The sequence below is a fragment of the Enterobacter sp. MF024 genome (assembly GCF_005843915.1).
GTDB classification, from domain to species: Bacteria; Pseudomonadota; Gammaproteobacteria; order Enterobacterales; family Enterobacteriaceae; genus Enterobacter; species Enterobacter barmai.
In genome coordinates this window covers 46,514-61,901 of record NZ_VCBB01000009.1, presented here as the reverse complement: position 1 = coordinate 61,901, position 15,388 = coordinate 46,514, and the positions used below count along the sequence as shown (strand labels likewise).

At 56.8% G+C, this 15,388-nt stretch carries 14 protein-coding genes and 1 other RNA gene; 7 read left to right on the top strand and 8 right to left on the bottom strand.

The annotated features are described in order from the left end of the window. Nucleotides 1–97: 97 nt before the first annotated feature. The 7 genes from gatD to garD all read right to left on the bottom strand — a co-directional run bounded on the left by gatD (nucleotide 98) and on the right by garD (nucleotide 7,252). On the bottom strand, nucleotides 98–1,141 hold the full coding sequence (gene gatD, locus FFB58_RS14690; RefSeq protein WP_138370296.1) for a galactitol-1-phosphate 5-dehydrogenase: 1,044 nt from the start codon (nucleotides 1,139–1,141) through the stop codon (nucleotides 98–100). Between the two features lie 42 nt (nucleotides 1,142–1,183). Continuing rightward, complete coding sequence (locus FFB58_RS14685; RefSeq protein WP_138370295.1) at nucleotides 1,184–2,554, bottom strand: PTS galactitol transporter subunit IIC; 1,371 nt, start codon at nucleotides 2,552–2,554, stop codon at nucleotides 1,184–1,186. Nucleotides 2,555–2,558: 4 nt separating this feature from the next. Next, a complete protein-coding gene (gatB, locus tag FFB58_RS14680; RefSeq protein WP_138370294.1) occupies nucleotides 2,559–2,843 on the bottom strand; it encodes a PTS galactitol transporter subunit IIB in 285 nt (94 codons plus the stop codon). A 27-nt stretch (nucleotides 2,844–2,870) separates the two neighbouring features. Further along, entirely contained in the window at nucleotides 2,871–3,338 is a 468-nt protein-coding gene (gatA, locus tag FFB58_RS14675; RefSeq protein WP_138370293.1) for a PTS galactitol transporter subunit IIA, read from the bottom strand. Then, on the bottom strand, nucleotides 3,335–4,624 hold the full coding sequence (gatZ, locus tag FFB58_RS14670; protein WP_138370292.1) for a tagatose-bisphosphate aldolase subunit GatZ: 1,290 nt from the start codon (nucleotides 4,622–4,624) through the stop codon (nucleotides 3,335–3,337). Before gatZ ends, gatA begins: the two co-directional genes overlap by 4 nt. Before the next feature lie 22 nt (nucleotides 4,625–4,646). Continuing rightward, complete coding sequence (locus tag FFB58_RS14665; RefSeq protein ID WP_138370291.1) at nucleotides 4,647–5,501, bottom strand: tagatose bisphosphate family class II aldolase; 855 nt, start codon at nucleotides 5,499–5,501, stop codon at nucleotides 4,647–4,649. A 179-nt stretch (nucleotides 5,502–5,680) separates the two neighbouring features. Next, nucleotides 5,681–7,252, bottom strand: coding sequence for a galactarate dehydratase (gene garD, locus FFB58_RS14660; RefSeq protein WP_039031681.1), 1,572 nt, complete (start codon nucleotides 7,250–7,252; stop codon nucleotides 5,681–5,683). A 414-nt stretch (nucleotides 7,253–7,666) separates the two neighbouring features. Between garD and garP the strand changes: the two genes are divergently transcribed. From garP to rnpB, 5 genes are all read left to right on the top strand, one after another. Continuing rightward, complete coding sequence (garP, locus tag FFB58_RS14655) at nucleotides 7,667–9,001, top strand: galactarate/glucarate/glycerate transporter GarP (RefSeq protein ID WP_039031682.1); 1,335 nt, start codon at nucleotides 7,667–7,669, stop codon at nucleotides 8,999–9,001. Between the two features lie 15 nt (nucleotides 9,002–9,016). Then, the gene (gene garL, locus FFB58_RS14650; protein ID WP_039031683.1) at nucleotides 9,017–9,787 is read left to right on the top strand and encodes a 2-dehydro-3-deoxyglucarate aldolase; all 771 of its coding nucleotides are present in this window, start codon (nucleotides 9,017–9,019) and stop codon (nucleotides 9,785–9,787) included. Between the two features lie 31 nt (nucleotides 9,788–9,818). Beyond that, nucleotides 9,819–10,709: a 2-hydroxy-3-oxopropionate reductase gene (gene garR, locus FFB58_RS14645; protein ID WP_039031684.1), complete on the top strand. Its 891-nt coding sequence runs from the start codon at nucleotides 9,819–9,821 to the stop codon at nucleotides 10,707–10,709. Nucleotides 10,710–10,769: 60 nt separating this feature from the next. After that, on the top strand, nucleotides 10,770–11,915 hold the full coding sequence (gene garK, locus FFB58_RS14640; RefSeq protein WP_138370290.1) for a glycerate 2-kinase: 1,146 nt from the start codon (nucleotides 10,770–10,772) through the stop codon (nucleotides 11,913–11,915). A 32-nt stretch (nucleotides 11,916–11,947) separates the two neighbouring features. Further along, nucleotides 11,948–12,324: RNase P RNA component class A (rnpB, locus tag FFB58_RS14635), an RNA gene on the top strand. 50 nt (nucleotides 12,325–12,374) lie between these two features. On the opposite strand, the gene FFB58_RS14630 is transcribed toward rnpB, so the two are convergent. Next, nucleotides 12,375–13,838, bottom strand: coding sequence for a DUF1254 domain-containing protein (locus FFB58_RS14630; RefSeq protein WP_138370289.1), 1,464 nt, complete (start codon nucleotides 13,836–13,838; stop codon nucleotides 12,375–12,377). A gap of 314 nt (nucleotides 13,839–14,152) precedes the next feature. On the opposite strand from FFB58_RS14630, the gene FFB58_RS14625 reads away from it, so the two are divergent. Together FFB58_RS14625 and FFB58_RS14620 are read left to right on the top strand one after the other, a co-directional pair. Next, nucleotides 14,153–14,794: a helix-turn-helix domain-containing protein gene (locus FFB58_RS14625; RefSeq protein ID WP_138370288.1), complete on the top strand. Its 642-nt coding sequence runs from the start codon at nucleotides 14,153–14,155 to the stop codon at nucleotides 14,792–14,794. A gap of 141 nt (nucleotides 14,795–14,935) precedes the next feature. Further along, nucleotides 14,936–15,346, top strand: a complete 411-nt coding sequence (locus tag FFB58_RS14620) for a Spy/CpxP family protein refolding chaperone (protein WP_039031686.1) — start codon at nucleotides 14,936–14,938, stop codon at nucleotides 15,344–15,346. The last annotated feature ends 42 nt before the right edge of the window (nucleotides 15,347–15,388 follow it).

Here is a 15,388-nt window from a genome sequence, read left to right as displayed (position 1 = left end):
ATTATTAACTCGCTCCAGTTTAATCGAAGGGATGCGAAAGTTGAACGCTAGCGTTCGAAAGTAAATGTGAGCCAGCTCCGGTTGCTGGCTCGTGGGCTCAATCCAGCCGTAGCAGGATTTTGCCCTGCATCGGGGATCCATTCAGTGCCTGAATGGCGCTGGCAAAACTTTCGCTGTTGCCGGTATGGGCGATCAGGGGCGCGAGCTGCAATTTTTTCTCGTTGAGAAGACGGGCCGCGGTTTCCCACTCTTCACCCGGCCAGGGCGCGGAGTAGTTCATCCAGCTGCCCAGCAGGGTCAGCTCTTTACGCAGGATCCTGCCGAAGGTTGCGGAGGAGAGCGTCAGGTCGTGATGCAGGGTGCCCACCAGCGCCACCTGGGCGCGGGGCCCGGCAATGTCGATAGCAAGGGCGACGGTTTGCGGCGTACCGGCCGTCTCCAGCACCAGCTGATCGAAACGGGTGTCGTGAAGGGCTGCCAGTATCTCTTCCGCGCTCAGGGTTTTGCTGTTGTAGACCTGCGTCGCCCCCAGGGCTGTCGCCAGCGCCAGCTTGTCGTCATTGATATCAATGGCGGTAACGCTTGCCGCACCTAACGCCAGGGCGCACTGCATGGCCAGCAGGCCAATGGTGCCCGCCCCGACGATGATAACGTTTTTACCTTCGCAGCCCTGGGCAAGATGGAACGCATGCAGCCCCACGGTGATGGGCTCGATAAACGCCCCGTCCTCTATGGTCATCTCTGCGGGCAGGCGGAACAGGTTGGCGCGCTTCACCACGATATACTCCGCGTTGCCCCCCTCGCTGCGGGAGCCGACAAACTGATACTGCTTACAGAGCGAGAAGAAGCCTTTTTCACACTCCGGACAGGTAAAGCAGGGCAGCAGCGGCACGCAGGCCACCGCATCGCCAGCCTGCAAATCGTTAACCCCAGTACCGCAGGCTTCAACATAGCCGCTAAATTCATGGCCCAGGGTGATGGGGTAGTAGTGCGCTCCTTTGGCAAAAATACGCGGGATGTCCGACCCGCAAAGCCCCGAGCAGACGACGCGCACCAGCACGTCGTCCTCAGCCTGAATGTGCGGGACAGGGCGCTCTTCTACGCGCACGCGCCCCTCAGCATGAATTACCACTGATTTCATGATTCACTCCAGAAAAAAGAGGGGAGCAGCGCTCCCCGGATATTAAGAAGCCGTCTGGCTCTGTAGCGCCCGTGCTTTTTCGGCCGCCGTAAAGGCCCGGGCGCGACGCCAGGTGAGCAGCACGCCGCTGGTGTAGATGGCGCCAATCACCACGAATCCCACGACGTTTTGCCAGGTGAAGAGCTGGATCAGCAGCCAGGTGACGGGCGAGCCGCCCTGGTCCATGGAGGCCACCATCCCGCCCGCTTTCAGCGCCCCGGCATTCTCCGCAAGCTGCGTGTGCAGGCCGATGGTCTGGGTGGCGATCCACAGGGTGATGCCCATGATGATGACGCCTGAGATCAGGGTGCGGAACAGGTTGCCCTGATGCACCGCCACGGCCATGGCGACGAAGAAGCCGATGGTCGCGAGGTCGCCAAACGGCAGGACCTGGTTACCCGGCACCAGCACCGCAATCAGGATGGTGAGCGGGATAAAGATCAGGCTGGCGGAGACCACCGAGGTGTGCCCCAGCAGCAGCGCCGGATCGAGGCCGATCAGGAACTCCCGGCCGCCAAACTTCGCCTGCAGACGTTTACGGGCATGTTTGGCAATCGGCGTTAGACCATCCATGATGGGCTTGATGACGCGCGGCATCAGCAGCATCACGGCGGCGGTTTTCACCGCCAGCTGCAGGACGTTTTTCGCGTCGTATCCCGCCAGCAGGCCGATGACCAGCCCCATCACGAACCCGACGGTGACCGGCTCACCAAACGGGCCAAAGCGTTTTTGCACATCGTCGGCGCTGAAGTGAATGTTCCTGAGCCCCGGGATCTTCTCGATAAGGGTGTCGACCAGCACCGCGATGGGGCCAAGGTAAGCGGATGACCCGTGCGGAATGGCGATCCCGTCGAGACCAAAGAAGTCCCGCGTGTCCTTCGCAAACCAGTCGCCCAGCTTGTAGACAAAGGCCGCGTGAACCACCACGCCGAGAATGCCGAGCCAGTAAGAGCCGGTCGCCAGGTGCAGCATCGCCCCGGTAAAGGTCATGTGCCAGATGTTCCAGATATCGACGTTCACCACGCGGGTCATGCGGGTGACCAGCATCAGCACGTTAACGCCAATCGCCACCGGGATCGCCACCAGCGCAATCTGCGAGGCCCAGGTCATGGGGGATGAGCCCGGCCAGCCGACGTCCACAACGTGAAGATTGATCTGGAACTGCTCGGCCATCGCTTTGGCCGCCGGGCCGATGGAGTCGAGCATCAGGCCGATAACCAGCCCGATCCCGACAAAGCCAATCCCGATATGCAGGCCGGATTTAAAGCAGTCGCCCAGCTTCATCCCCAGCAGCTTCGAGAAGATGATGATGACGATGGGCAGCATGACCGTCGGCCCAAGATCGAGGATATACCGCATGATTTCGGTAAACATGATCTTATCCCTCGAGGATGGTCAGGTTTTTTTGCTGCAGGGCTTCAATGCCGACGCCCGACACAAACGGCATGCCGTGGACCACCGGGATGTCGCCAAAGGTGCGATTGACTTTCGCGGTGGTGCAGATCAGATCCGCCCCGTCCATATAGGTCTCAATTTCGGTGACCCGGCACTGGACCAGATCCAGCGTGATGTTGTGGGCTTCACACAGCTCTTTGATCTCTTCTGCGGCCATGGTGGAGGTCGCGACGGCACCGCCACAGGCAACGATAACTTTGCGTTTCATAGGGTACTCCTTCTTATTATCAGTATGTTATGAGGCCTGCTTGCAGGGTTCCGCCATCATGATGGCCTCTTCAAACAGCGCCCCCAGTTGGTGATCCGGCGCGTTAAGCAGCGCTTCCAGCGTGGTTGGGTTTTGCAGCTCACTAAATAACCGGCGCAGGAGAACGAGCTGCGCCGCAGGGTTTTCAACGATCAGGGCGATAATCAGCGACACGGCGATCTCTGCATCGTCGTCCGCCTGTTGAAAATTCACCGGCTTGTCCGGTCGAATCAGGTAGATAGCCGGTTCTTTTGCATGTACCGCCTCACAGTGCGGGATCGCCACGGCATGTTTTTCAAGGGCGATGCCGGTCGGGAATACCGCTTCCCGTTCTACCAGCGCGGCGGGGTAGGTGGCATGCACCACCCCTTTCGCCAGCATCTCCTCGCCAATATGGGCCAGCGCCTGCTGGCAGGTGGCAAAATCAATGCCGGTACGGACAAACAGTTTGCTCATAGCGTCTCCGGGGTTCCATGGGCGTCAGGGGCGCAGCCGTAGCGGTACGCGCGTAACACGTCCTGTATTTTGTCGATGACAAGATCCTGTGGCGTCGTGGCGATAGTGCGGGCCGTGACGCGTTCGAACTGCACGGGCAGATACTGGCTGATCAGCCCCAGCGGCAAAGTCTGGGTGCCGAGATTCGCGAGCAGTTTCTCCACGCTCTGACGGATACGCGGGTGCGGCCAGTAGTAGCGAATGCGGTCGGACAGGCTAAAGTGAATGTCCACCATCGCCTGGCTCCAGGTCGGGCGATAGTATTTTTTCCAGTAATCCGGCTCGTTGAGCATCACCTCGTCGATCACCTCCAGCACCCGGCTGCGGTTTTCCGGGGCGATCAGCGCCGCTTCCATCTGCGCCAGGGCAAAAATCGCCTCGCGCAGGGCGAAGGTGAGGGCCGGGCCGACCTTCAGGATCGCAAAGTGATCCCGCACCAACTCCCGGTAGGCCTGACGGGACTGATAATCGGTAGAGTGAGCTTCATAGACCATCGGCGTCTGGCGGATCCAGCCCGAGAGCGCTTTGGCGGCCTGCGGCTGATAGTGGATGATCTGGGTATGGTCGAACTCCACGCCGGGCTGTACCACGATGGCAATCACCCGCGTCATCGCCTCATCCAGCCCCAGGGCGTGGAACGCGGTCTGGTGCGTTTCAAGAGTGCGGGCGGCGTCTTCTACGCGGGTGACGTGCACGCTGTCGATGCTGCTGACCTCCCCGCCCGGCACCGGCACTTCGGTGCCAATCACGTAGGTCAGCGCCGCCTTCTGCGCGTCGGTGGCGGTCTCTTCCGCCGCCCGGCACAGCCGCGCCGCACGCTGCGCCACCACCACCGGATCTAACGGCACCGGATCGTCGGCGCAGGACATCGACGCGTCGAGATGGATTTTGCTGAAGCCCGCGGCCACATAAGCCTTAATCAGCGCGACGGCTTTCTCCATCGCCGTCTCTGCGGGCTCGTTCTGCCAGCAGTTGGGGCCCAGATGGTCGCCGCCGAGGATCAACCGCTGCTGCGGGAACCCGACTTTTTCGGCGATGTTGAGCACAAAATCGCGGAAATCAGCCGGTTTCATGCCGGTATAGCCGCCGTACTGATTCACCTGATTGGACGTGGCTTCAATCAGCACGCTGTTGTCAGTGTCCAGATCGAAGCGCAGGGCCGCCTCGATCACCAGCGGGTGCGCTGAGCAGACTGAACAGATGCCGAGATGCTCTCCCGCCTTGTGGCGGGCAATAATATTTTTCACCGTTTCCTCCGGTTCGCGTGGTTTACAGTTTGCCTTCGCAGCCACAGTCGTTAATGACTTTGCGCACCACCTCTTTCATGGCGGCTTTGGCGGGGATCATGTAGTGACGGGGATCGCTGGCCTCGGGGTGTTCGGCCAGCCAGGTTTTCAGGGCGTCGGAAAAGGCAATTTTCAGCTCGGTGGCGACGTTCACTTTGCAGATGCCGAGATCGATTGCCCGGCGGATATCAGCGGCTGAAAGGCCAGAGGCACCGTGCAGCACCAGCGGCACCTCCACCTGACTGCGGATCTCCGCCAGGCGCTCAAAATCGAGTTTTGGCGTGGCGGTATAGAGGCCGTGGGCGGTGCCGATGGCGACCGCGAGAGAGTCGATACCGGTCAGCGCCACGAACTCGCGGGCCTGCTGCGGATGGGTGTAGAGGGCGTCTTTGCTGTCGACCACCAGGTCATCTTCCTGCCCGCCCAGACGGCCCAGCTCCGCCTCCACGCTGACGTCATACCGGTGGCAGTAGTCGGTGACCTGCTTTACCAGCGCCACGTTGTCGGCAAAGGGCAGGTGCGAGCCGTCGATCATCGCCGAGCGCACACCGGCCTGCACTTTCTGTGCAATATCATCGAGCGTTTCGTGATGATCGAGGTGGATCGCCAGCGGCTGGTTCCAGGTTTTTGCCAGCGCGTCAGCGATGGCTACGATGTTGCCGATCCCGGCGTAGCTGAAGGTGCCGGGCGTACCGGCGACGATCAGCGGCGAGCGCATCTCGGCCGCTGTCTCGACAACCACCTGCAGCGTTTCGAGGTTATGAATATTGAAAGCCGGCACCGCATAACCTTCCCGCTGGGCTTTGGTGAGCATCGCTTTGGTCGAAATGATGTACATCCTTCCTCCGAAACCTTTCGTTTGTTTTCTTCGAAAGAAGATATAGTGTTTCGGAATGCTTTTTTGTGATTGATATCGTAAAAACGAAAGAAGCGAAAGTGAAAGGAAGGTTGCGAAAGAACGAAAGGCAAAAAAAAAGCATGGCCGAAGCCATGCTAAAGTGAGGTTTACTGCAAAACTCAGGTCACCGGTGCCGGGTTGAATACCGCCAGCTGGTTATGTAATCCCCATTGATCGGAGAACGTCTTCTTACGTCCACTCGCCACGTCGAGGATGAAGTGGAACAGCTTCCAGCCCACGTCCTCAATGCTCTCTTCCCCGGTGGCGATGGTGCCCGCGTTAATATCCATCAGATCGAACCAGCGATTAGCCAGCTCGGTGCGGGTTGCCATTTTGATCACCGGAACCGCCATCAGGCCGTACGGCGTGCCGCGCCCGGTGGTGAACACCTGAACGGTGATCCCGGAGGCCACCTGCTGGGTGCCGCAGACGAAATCGCTGGCAGGCGTGGCGGCGTAGATCAGGCCGCGTTTGGTTGGACGCTGGCCCGGGGAGAGCACCTCAACGATGGCGCTCTGGCCCGATTTGGCGATAGAGCCCAGCGCTTTTTCCACCACGTTCGCCAGGCCGCCTTTCTTGTTGCCCGGAGAGGGGTTGGCGCTGCGGTCGGTTTTACCCATATCGAGATAGTTATCGTACCAGGCCATCTCTTCCAGCAGGCGTTTACCCACCTCTTCGTTGATGGCGCGTGGCGTCAGTAGGTGGATCGCATCGCGCACTTCGGTCACTTCGGAGAACATCACCGTGGCGCCGCAGCGCACCAGCAGGTCCGAGGCATAGCCCACGGCCGGGTTAGCGGTCACGCCGGAGAAGGCGTCGCTGCCCCCGCACTGCATGCCTACCACCAGCTCGGAAGCCGGGCAGGTTTCACGCTTGCGCTGATTGAGTTTTGTCAGATGGCGCTCCGCGACCTGCAGAATGTCATCCACCATGGAGCGGAAGCCGACGTGCTGCTCGTCCTGCAGACGCACGATGCTGGCGCTGTCGACAGGAATGGCCTGGGTATCTTCGGTCCCCTGCAGCAGTTTCTCAGGCACGAGTTTTTCGCAGCCGAGGCCGACCACCATCACTTCACCGCCAAAGTTCGGGTTCAGGGCGATATTGTGGACGGTACGGATCGGCACGATGGCCGCCGGGGCGTTGATCGCCACGCCGCAGCCGTAAAGGTGGTTCAGACCCACCACGCCGTCGACGTTCGGGTATTTTGGCAGCAGATCGCGCTCGATGATCTTCACCACGAAATCGACCACCCCCGCCACGCAGTGCACGCTGGTGCTGATGCCAAGCAGGTTTTTGGTGCCCACGCTGCCGTCCGCATTGCGATAGCCTTCAAAGGTGTATCCTTCCAGGGCTGGCATTGGCTCCGGTACGCGGGTTGCCAGCGGCAGGGTATTCAGCGGCGGGGCTTCCGGCAGGGCGACCAGCGATTCATCAATCCAGCTGCCCTGCGGGATCGCCCGCACGGCATAGCCGATGACTTCGCCGTAACGCACGATTTCGCCCTGCGCCGGGATATCGACCAGCGCCACTTTATGGCCCTGCGGAATATGCTCGATCAGCTCAAGCCCGTCCGGGAAACGCGTTCCGGCTTTTAACCCCTGATCGTTAACAATAATCGCCACGTTATCGGTGTCGTGCACCTTAATATAAAACGCGGTCGGCGACGTTTGTCGAATTTCAATGTCGGCCATTGTCCAGTATTCTCCAGCGAGTGGGGGATAATTAATGGGTAAAAGAGTACGTCTATTTTCTTGTTATAGGAAATAAAGACTCTGCTCAGTGGAATAAAGAATGTCAGGCGCTGGAAATTAATAATGTGATCGCGATCACTCATTTTTGACCTTCGCCTGCGCATAAGGGGGGCAATGGTGAAATCTGTGCATCAGCGCCCAGGGGGTTGTGCATATGCTCAAAATAATATTCATCACGCCGCCGATAATTGAGCGTTGCCACAATGCGCGGTGCAGGGCGCTTGATTATACTCATTAACGCTTTCATGGATTCGGTTAATTAACCGTGATTACCTGTTATTAGCAAAATAATCAGGAATGCCTCGCTCTAAAAATAATAAAAACACTTTCATTGATGTACCAGAGGAAATAAATATGTTGCTGGATACTACCGTTGAAACAAAAAAGGGTGCCCCTACCCGTTATTTAATATTGCTCATTATCTTTATTGTTACCGCAGTCAATTACGCTGACCGCGCCACGCTCTCTATTGCCGGAACGGAAGTCGCCAAAGAGCTCCAGTTAAGCGCCGTGTCGATGGGCTACATCTTCTCCGCCTTCGGCTGGGCCTACCTGCTGATGCAGATCCCCGGCGGCTGGCTGCTGGATAAGTTCGGTTCGAAAAAGGTTTATACCTACAGCCTGTTCTTCTGGTCGCTGTTCACCTTCCTGCAGGGCTTTGTGGATCTCTTCCCGCTGGCGTGGGCAGGCGTTTCAATGTTCTTTATGCGCTTTATGCTCGGCTTCTCCGAGGCACCGTCCTTCCCGGCTAACGCCCGCATCGTGGCGGCCTGGTTCCCGACCAAAGAGCGCGGTACCGCATCGGCGATTTTTAACTCCGCCCAGTATTTCTCGCTGGCGCTGTTCTCCCCACTGCTCGGCTGGCTGACCTTCGCCTGGGGCTGGGAACATGTCTTTACCGTGATGGGCGTGATTGGCTTTGTGCTGACCGGCCTGTGGGTGAAGCTGATTCACAACCCAACCGACCACCCACGCATGAGCGCTGAGGAGCTGAAGTTCATCAAGGACGGCGGCGCGGTGGTCGACATGGACCACAAAAAGCCGGGCGACAAAGCGGCCAGCGGTCCGAAGCTGCATTACATCAAACAGTTATTGTCCAACCGCATGATGCTGGGCGTGTTTTTCGGGCAATACTTTATCAACACCATCACCTGGTTCTTCCTCACCTGGTTCCCGATTTACCTGGTGCAGGAGAAGGGGATGTCGATTCTGAAGGTGGGTCTGGTGGCCTCCATCCCGGCGCTGTGCGGTTTTGCCGGTGGCGTACTGGGCGGCGTCTTCTCGGATCACCTGATTAAGAAAGGGAAGTCGATTACCCTGGCGCGTAAGCTGCCGATTGTGCTGGGTATGCTGCTGGCCTCCTCAATCATTCTGTGCAACTACACCAACAACACCGCGCTGGTGGTAGGGCTGATGGCGCTGGCCTTCTTCGGTAAAGGGTTTGGCGCTCTGGGCTGGCCGGTTATTTCCGATACCGCGCCAAAAGAGATTGTCGGCCTGTGCGGTGGTGTGTTTAACGTCTTTGGCAACGTAGCGTCAATCGTCACTCCGCTGGTGATTGGCTATCTGGTCAGTGAACTGCATTCGTTCAACGCGGCCCTGGTATTCGTCGGGTGTTCGGCGCTGATGGCGATGTTCTGCTACCTGTTCGTAGTGGGTGACATCAAACGTATGGAATTGCAGAAATAAGCAAAGGTATAAGCGATGAGTAACGATATTTTCCCGAACAAATTTAAAGCGGCCCTCGCGGCGCATCAGATTCAGATCGGCTGCTGGTCCGCGCTGGCAAGCCCAATCAGCACCGAAGTGCTGGGGCTGGCAGGTTTTGACTGGCTGGTGCTGGACGGTGAACATGCGCCGAACGACGTCACCACGTTTATCCCGCAGCTGATGGCGCTGAAAGGCAGCCACAGCGCGCCGGTTGTGCGCGTCCCGACCAACGAGCCGGTGATTATCAAGCGCCTGCTGGATATTGGTTTCTACAACTTCCTGATCCCGTTTGTGGAGAACGTCGAAGAGGCGGTGCAGGCGGTGGCCTCTACCCGCTATCCGCCGGAGGGTATTCGCGGCGTGTCGGTCTCCCATCGCGCCAATATGTTTGGCACCGTGCCGGACTACCTGGCCCAGTCGAACAAGAACATCACTATCCTGGTACAGATTGAGAGCCAGCAGGGCGTGGACAACGTCGATGCGATTGCCGCCACTGATGGCGTAGATGGCATCTTCGTCGGCCCAAGCGATCTGGCGGCGGCCTTTGGCCACCTGGGTAACGCTAATCATCCGGAAGTGCAGCGCGCCATTCAGCACATCTTTGCCCGCGCCAAAGCGCACGGGAAGCCGTCCGGTATTCTGGCGCCGGTTGAGGCCGATGCCCGCCGTTACCTGGAATGGGGCGCGACCTTTGTTGCCGTTGGCAGCGATCTTGGCGTGTTCCGCTCCGCCACCCAGAAGTTAGCTGATTCCTTCAAGAAATAACCACCACCACTGAATAAAGAGAGACGCAAATATGACACTGAAAGTTGGTTTTATTGGCCTGGGTATCATGGGTAAACCAATGAGTAAAAACCTCATCAAAGCAGGTTACTCACTGGTGGTTGCAGACCGTAACCCGGAAGCCATTGCCGACGTGATTGCCGCAGGCGCAGAAACCGCCGCCACGGCAAAAGCCATTGCCGAGCAGTGCGATGTGATCATCACCATGCTGCCAAACTCCCCGCACGTCAAAGAGGTGGCGCTGGGTGAAGGCGGCATCATCGAAGGGGCCAAACCGGGCACCGTGGTGATCGACATGAGCTCCATCGCACCGCTGGCCAGCCGTGAAATCAGCGAAGCGTTGAAAGCGAAGGGCATCGACATGCTGGATGCGCCGGTCAGCGGCGGCGAGCCGAAAGCCATCGACGGTACCCTCTCGGTGATGGTGGGCGGCGATAAGGCGATTTTCGACAAGTACTACGACCTGCTGAAAGCGATGGCCGGTTCTGTGGTGCATACCGGTGAGATTGGCGCGGGTAACGTAACCAAGCTGGCAAACCAGGTGATTGTGGCCCTGAACATTGCGGCGATGTCCGAAGCGCTGACCCTGGCGACCAAAGCGGGCGTGAACCCGGATCTGGTTTATCAGGCCATTCGCGGCGGCCTGGCGGGCAGCACCGTACTGGATGCCAAAGCGCCAATGGTGATGGATCGTAACTTCAAGCCGGGCTTCCGTATCGATCTGCACATCAAGGATCTGGCCAACGCGCTGGACACGTCTCACGGCGTGGGCGCGCAGCTGCCTCTGACCGCGGCGGTGATGGAGATGATGCAGGCCTTGCGTGCCGACGGGCTGGGGACGGCGGACCACAGCGCCATCGCCTGCTATTACGAAAAACTGGCGAAAGTGGAAGTCACTCGCTAACAAAGACGGGCGCGGGAACGCGCCCGCTATTTTTGCCTTAAGCGGTAACAGGCTATAACTATGAAAATCGTAATCGCCCCTGACTCTTACAAAGAAAGCCTGTCTGCCACCGAGGTAGCGCGGGCGATAGAAAAAGGCTTTCGGGAGATCTTTCCCGATGCAGAGTATGTTTCGGTTCCCGTGGCGGATGGCGGGGAGGGAACGGTTGAAGCGATGATTGCCGCCACCAACGGCACAATGCAGCACGCAGTTGTGACGGGCCCACTGGGCGAAAGCGTCAATGCCTGCTGGGGGATCTCCGGCGATGGCGTGACGGCATTTATCGAGATGGCGTCTGCCAGCGGTCTGGCACTGGTTCCACCGGCACAGCGCAACCCGTTAATCACCACCACCCGCGGGACGGGGGAGCTGATCCTCGCGGCACTGGATAAAGGCGCGCGCAATATCATTATCGGGATTGGCGGCAGCGCGACCAACGACGGCGGCGCGGGAATGGTTCAGGCCCTCGGCGCAAAACTGACGGATGCCAACGGCACCGAGATCGGCCACGGCGGCGGCAGCCTGATGGCGCTGAACAACATTGATATTTCGGCTCTCGATCCGCGCCTTAAATCCTGCGCGATCCGCGTGGCCTGCGACGTGAGCAATCCGCTGATCGGCGAGCAGGGCGCATCCCGCATCTTCGGCCCGCAGAAAGGGGCGACAGAAGCCAACATCCTGGAGCTCGACAACAATCTTTCCCACTACGCAGACGTGATTAACGCCTCGCTGCGTATTGATGTCAAAAATGTCCCTGGCGCAGGCGCGGCAGGCGGTATGGGCGCCGCACTGATGGCGTTTCTCGGTGCGGAGCTGAAAAGCGGCATTGAAATCGTCACCCAGGCGCTCAATCTCGAAGAGCATATTCACGACTGTACCTGGGTGGTGACCGGTGAAGGGCGCCTGGACAGTCAAAGTATTCACGGCAAGGTGCCGGTGGGCGTGGCGCGCGTCGCCAGCAAATATCGCAAGCCGGTGATCGGCATTGCCGGCAGCCTGACCACGGATGTCGGCATTGTGCATCAGTACGGCATCGACGCGGTGTTCAGCGTCCTGACCAGCATCAGCACCCTGGAGGAGGCGTTCCGCGGCGCGTTTGACAATATTTATCGCGCCTCGCGCAATATTGCCGCCACCCTGCAGGTGGGGATGCGCACGGAAGGGTGACAGCGGCGTACAAACCCTCTATACTGCGCGCCGAAGCTGACCAGACAGTCGCCGCTTCGTCGTCGTCCCTTTCGGGGGAGACGGGCGGAGGGGAGGAAAGTCCGGGCTCCATAGGGCAGGGTGCCAGGTAACGCCTGGGGGGGAAACCCACGACCAGTGCAACAGAGAGCAAACCGCCGATGGCCCACGCAAGTGGGATCAGGTAAGGGTGAAAGGGTGCGGTAAGAGCGCACCGCGCGGCTGGTAACAGTCCGTGGCACGGTAAACTCCACCCGGAGCAAGGCCAAATAGGGGTTCACATGGTACGGCCCGTACTGAACCCGGGTAGGCTGCTTGAGCCAGTGAGCGATTGCTGGCCTAGATGAATGACTGTCCACGACAGAACCCGGCTTATCGGTCAGCTTCAACTCTTTATAAAACCCCGCTTCGGCGGGGTTTTTGCTTTGTAGCTGGCAGGAGTTACTTCGTCATTTCAATTTTTGGTGGCTGCCAGGTGCCATCAAGAATGGCTTTTTCACCCCAGTAGGCGCGGATATAGAGTGAGAAAACTCCGTCAGGCGCCGGAAGCCAGTTATTCACTTTTGCCTCACCCGGATTGGTTTTACTCACATACAGCGTCAGCGAACCATCGGCGTTATATTTGAGGTTTTGATTTTTTGTCCCCAGCGAATAACGATTCAGTTCGTTCGGGCTGAACAGATGCTTACTGTTGTACAGCGTCAATGACCAGAATCCCTTAACAGGCGGAAGACCCCCTTGCGGGAATGTCACCGTGTAATCATGATCGCCTGAAAGCTGGCTGCCGTTACCCGCATTGTCCGTGTAGAAATATTGGGTTTCATCAGGCTTATTATCGAACATATTCGATTTTGACGTCCCGGTACGGTTGTAATAATCGACCCCGAACTGGGCATTATTCTTCGAACGGTTCCAGCCGTTGCCCGCCGGTACGCCATTATTTTTCCATTTAAAGAAATCGGCGATGACGGTTTTATCCGTTTGAACTGCGGCTTCGTCCATCCATTTACGAATTTGCGGATCCTTTTTACCGGCCTCAACCAGATGACGATACTGGGTATACATGGCCTCTTCACCCGGCAGTGGCGGAACTTTATTCAACACGTTAGCAAACTGGTCAAAGAATTTTTCTGGAACAACCCACCGGGTTTCACCGGAATTTGGATCCGGTTTATCACCAATCGCCGGGATTGTAGAGTATTCATATGACTTCATTTTGCCTGTGAATTCGCTGAGCGGGTACGTCATCACCTCTTTGATGGGGGCCTGAATTGCGGCGCGATCGTCTGGGGTATCATCCATCTGAATGCGCGGGATAACGTTCGCCATCTCAGTGGATGAATGTATTACGCCTTCGAAGCCTTTTGGCGTCTCCCCTTTCCAGTTAGGCCCAACCAAAAGGTAAAAGCCCGGTTTGGTCCCGTAGGGTTTGCCCACATTACCAATCTGATTCGTACGCGCGTCATAGATAGCATAGACCCAGAAGCGCTCGCCAAAATCAGGAACCTGAATGACCGCCGGCTCTTTATCCAGTTCAAAGAAGCCCAGGCCGTAAGCCACATCCTGGTTTGGACAGGTCACAAAGGTCTCCTGCGGCTTGATATAGTCGGTCAGCATGCTCAACTGACCCATCGGCGCGACGGGTACCATGCCGCCATTCAGCGCAGGATACGGCGCTTTGGTGATCGTCTCGCGACGGTTAAACTGGTTTACCATCGGCCAGCCCCAGATATAGGCTTGCTGCGCGATGGCTTTGACATAAGATTCCGGCATCGTCACTTCTGCCGGTGTGGTTGCCAGTTCATCAAACTTTGTCGCCTGAGGAATGGTTAAAGGAGCGGACTGTGCCGTTACGCCAGCGCTGAATATCAGGGCGATCGCTACTGTCAGATATTTAAGTTTCATAATTGAACACCTTACTTATTTGTTTGTACCAGGTCGTCAGGGGCCCGGATATCGTCATTAAAATTCAATTAAGCAATGGGTTAAGGTCGATAATGAGCACGCCTCACTTTTGTCAAAGAAAGGCATAGCGGCGCTCTCGTTTTTAACAATAAAAACGGTTAAGGTATTTGAATGCGTGTTGCTTAATCTGGTTTATTAGTTTACGCGCATTTTTTGTTTGCGATAGTCCATGCCGGGACTTATGCCGAAATTGACGCCCGGTGTTGCCCTGAGGACTATAATGTCAATTTGCATTATTACTAACGGAGAGTTCGATGCAGTTTGTCTTTGAAAAAATTCATGAGCACTACCGGACTCTTGACCTTAATAAGCACCAGGAGGACGTTATTGCTTGTGCAAAAACTTTTTCACTCAACGCAAATGAACCACTTATTATAGAGCCAGGTTCAATTTATTATGTTTCGGAAGGCGTCTTATCAATCGCAATGGATGAAGATCCCAGAATCATTGGCACTACTATCGAATTTATGCCCGTCGGCCTACTGGAGTGGATGTGCCCGGTCATCTCCTTCAACTATATGACGCTTACTTCTGCAACAATATTACAAATAAGTGTGGATGATTTTGAACGGATATTTTACGACACATCTAAGAGTTATATGAAAGAGCTGACGACAATTCTTTCCTATATGCTCATTGTGGCTTTAGATGTTCATGTCGAGAGAAGAACAGATTCTGGCTATCACACTATCAAAGCCATGTTACGGCGCTATCTTTACCGAAGAAGCGTGAATGCCAAGGAAAATGAGGGGATTGCGAACTTTATCATTCGCAGAACCAATCTCTCCAGAAGTTATGTTTTTCGGGTGCTTGCAGAATTAAAGGAAGGGCAATATATCACCGTTAAAAAAGGGAAACTGATTTCAATCGACAGGACCCTGCCACATGATTTTTAGTACTGGCAACTATCAGGCGTAAGGCTCGTAAGATCCCTGTGCTTACATACAAAATTGTTTATATACTTCCTCACAGATCCTCATCCGTAATTGAAAAATACTCCCCGGGTTCTTCCCTGACAGATAATTAAGGATTGTGAGATGAAAAAGATTTTCCGTATCGCGCTGCTGACGGCATCGCTGACAGGCTTTGCTGGCGTGGCACAGGCGGCAGAGGTGACAACTGCGCCGCAGCCTGCCCAGGATCCTGTCGTTCAGCAATTGAAACTCAGCAGTGAGCAGACCGCGAAGATTAAGGCTCTGCACCAGCAGCTGGAAGAAAACGTCAATAAGATCCCGACCAACGACGTGAAAAATGGCACGCTGATCGACGTGATCCAGTCTGGTAAATGGGATGAGAAAGCGGTGAAGGGCCAGCTGGCTGCGATCGGCCACATTGAGGAGCAGGCGCGTTACTATCGCGTGAAATATTACTTCGATGTGAGCCAGGTTCTGACTCCGGAACAGCGCGCCGAGGTACGCTCACAGATCGCCCAGGCCATGAGCCAGTAAGCCATTCGTGCAGGCCGGGTAAGCATGCGCAAACCCGGCAGC

Bases quoted from the DNA above. Each gene is read 5' to 3' on its own strand.
- garL (WP_039031683.1), top strand. From the start codon at position 9,017: ATGAGTAACGATATTTTCCCGAACAAATTTAAAGCGGCCCTCGCGGCG.
- garR (WP_039031684.1), top strand. From the start codon at position 9,819: ATGACACTGAAAGTTGGTTTTATTGGCCTGGGTATCATGGGTAAACCA.
- gatD (WP_138370296.1), bottom strand. From the start codon at position 1,141: ATGAAATCAGTGGTAATTCATGCTGAGGGGCGCGTGCGCGTAGAAGAG.
- gatA (WP_138370293.1), bottom strand. From the start codon at position 3,338: ATGAGCAAACTGTTTGTCCGTACCGGCATTGATTTTGCCACCTGCCAG.
- FFB58_RS14665 (WP_138370291.1), bottom strand. From the start codon at position 5,501: ATGTACATCATTTCGACCAAAGCGATGCTCACCAAAGCCCAGCGGGAA.
- gatB (WP_138370294.1), bottom strand. From the start codon at position 2,843: ATGAAACGCAAAGTTATCGTTGCCTGTGGCGGTGCCGTCGCGACCTCC.
- FFB58_RS14685 (WP_138370295.1), bottom strand. From the start codon at position 2,554: ATGTTTACCGAAATCATGCGGTATATCCTCGATCTTGGGCCGACGGTC.
- garD (WP_039031681.1), bottom strand. From the start codon at position 7,252: ATGGCCGACATTGAAATTCGACAAACGTCGCCGACCGCGTTTTATATT.
- garK (WP_138370290.1), top strand. From the start codon at position 10,770: ATGAAAATCGTAATCGCCCCTGACTCTTACAAAGAAAGCCTGTCTGCC.
- FFB58_RS14630 (WP_138370289.1), bottom strand. From the start codon at position 13,838: ATGAAACTTAAATATCTGACAGTAGCGATCGCCCTGATATTCAGCGCT.
- garP (WP_039031682.1), top strand. From the start codon at position 7,667: ATGTTGCTGGATACTACCGTTGAAACAAAAAAGGGTGCCCCTACCCGT.
- FFB58_RS14620 (WP_039031686.1), top strand. From the start codon at position 14,936: ATGAAAAAGATTTTCCGTATCGCGCTGCTGACGGCATCGCTGACAGGC.
- FFB58_RS14625 (WP_138370288.1), top strand. From the start codon at position 14,153: ATGCAGTTTGTCTTTGAAAAAATTCATGAGCACTACCGGACTCTTGAC.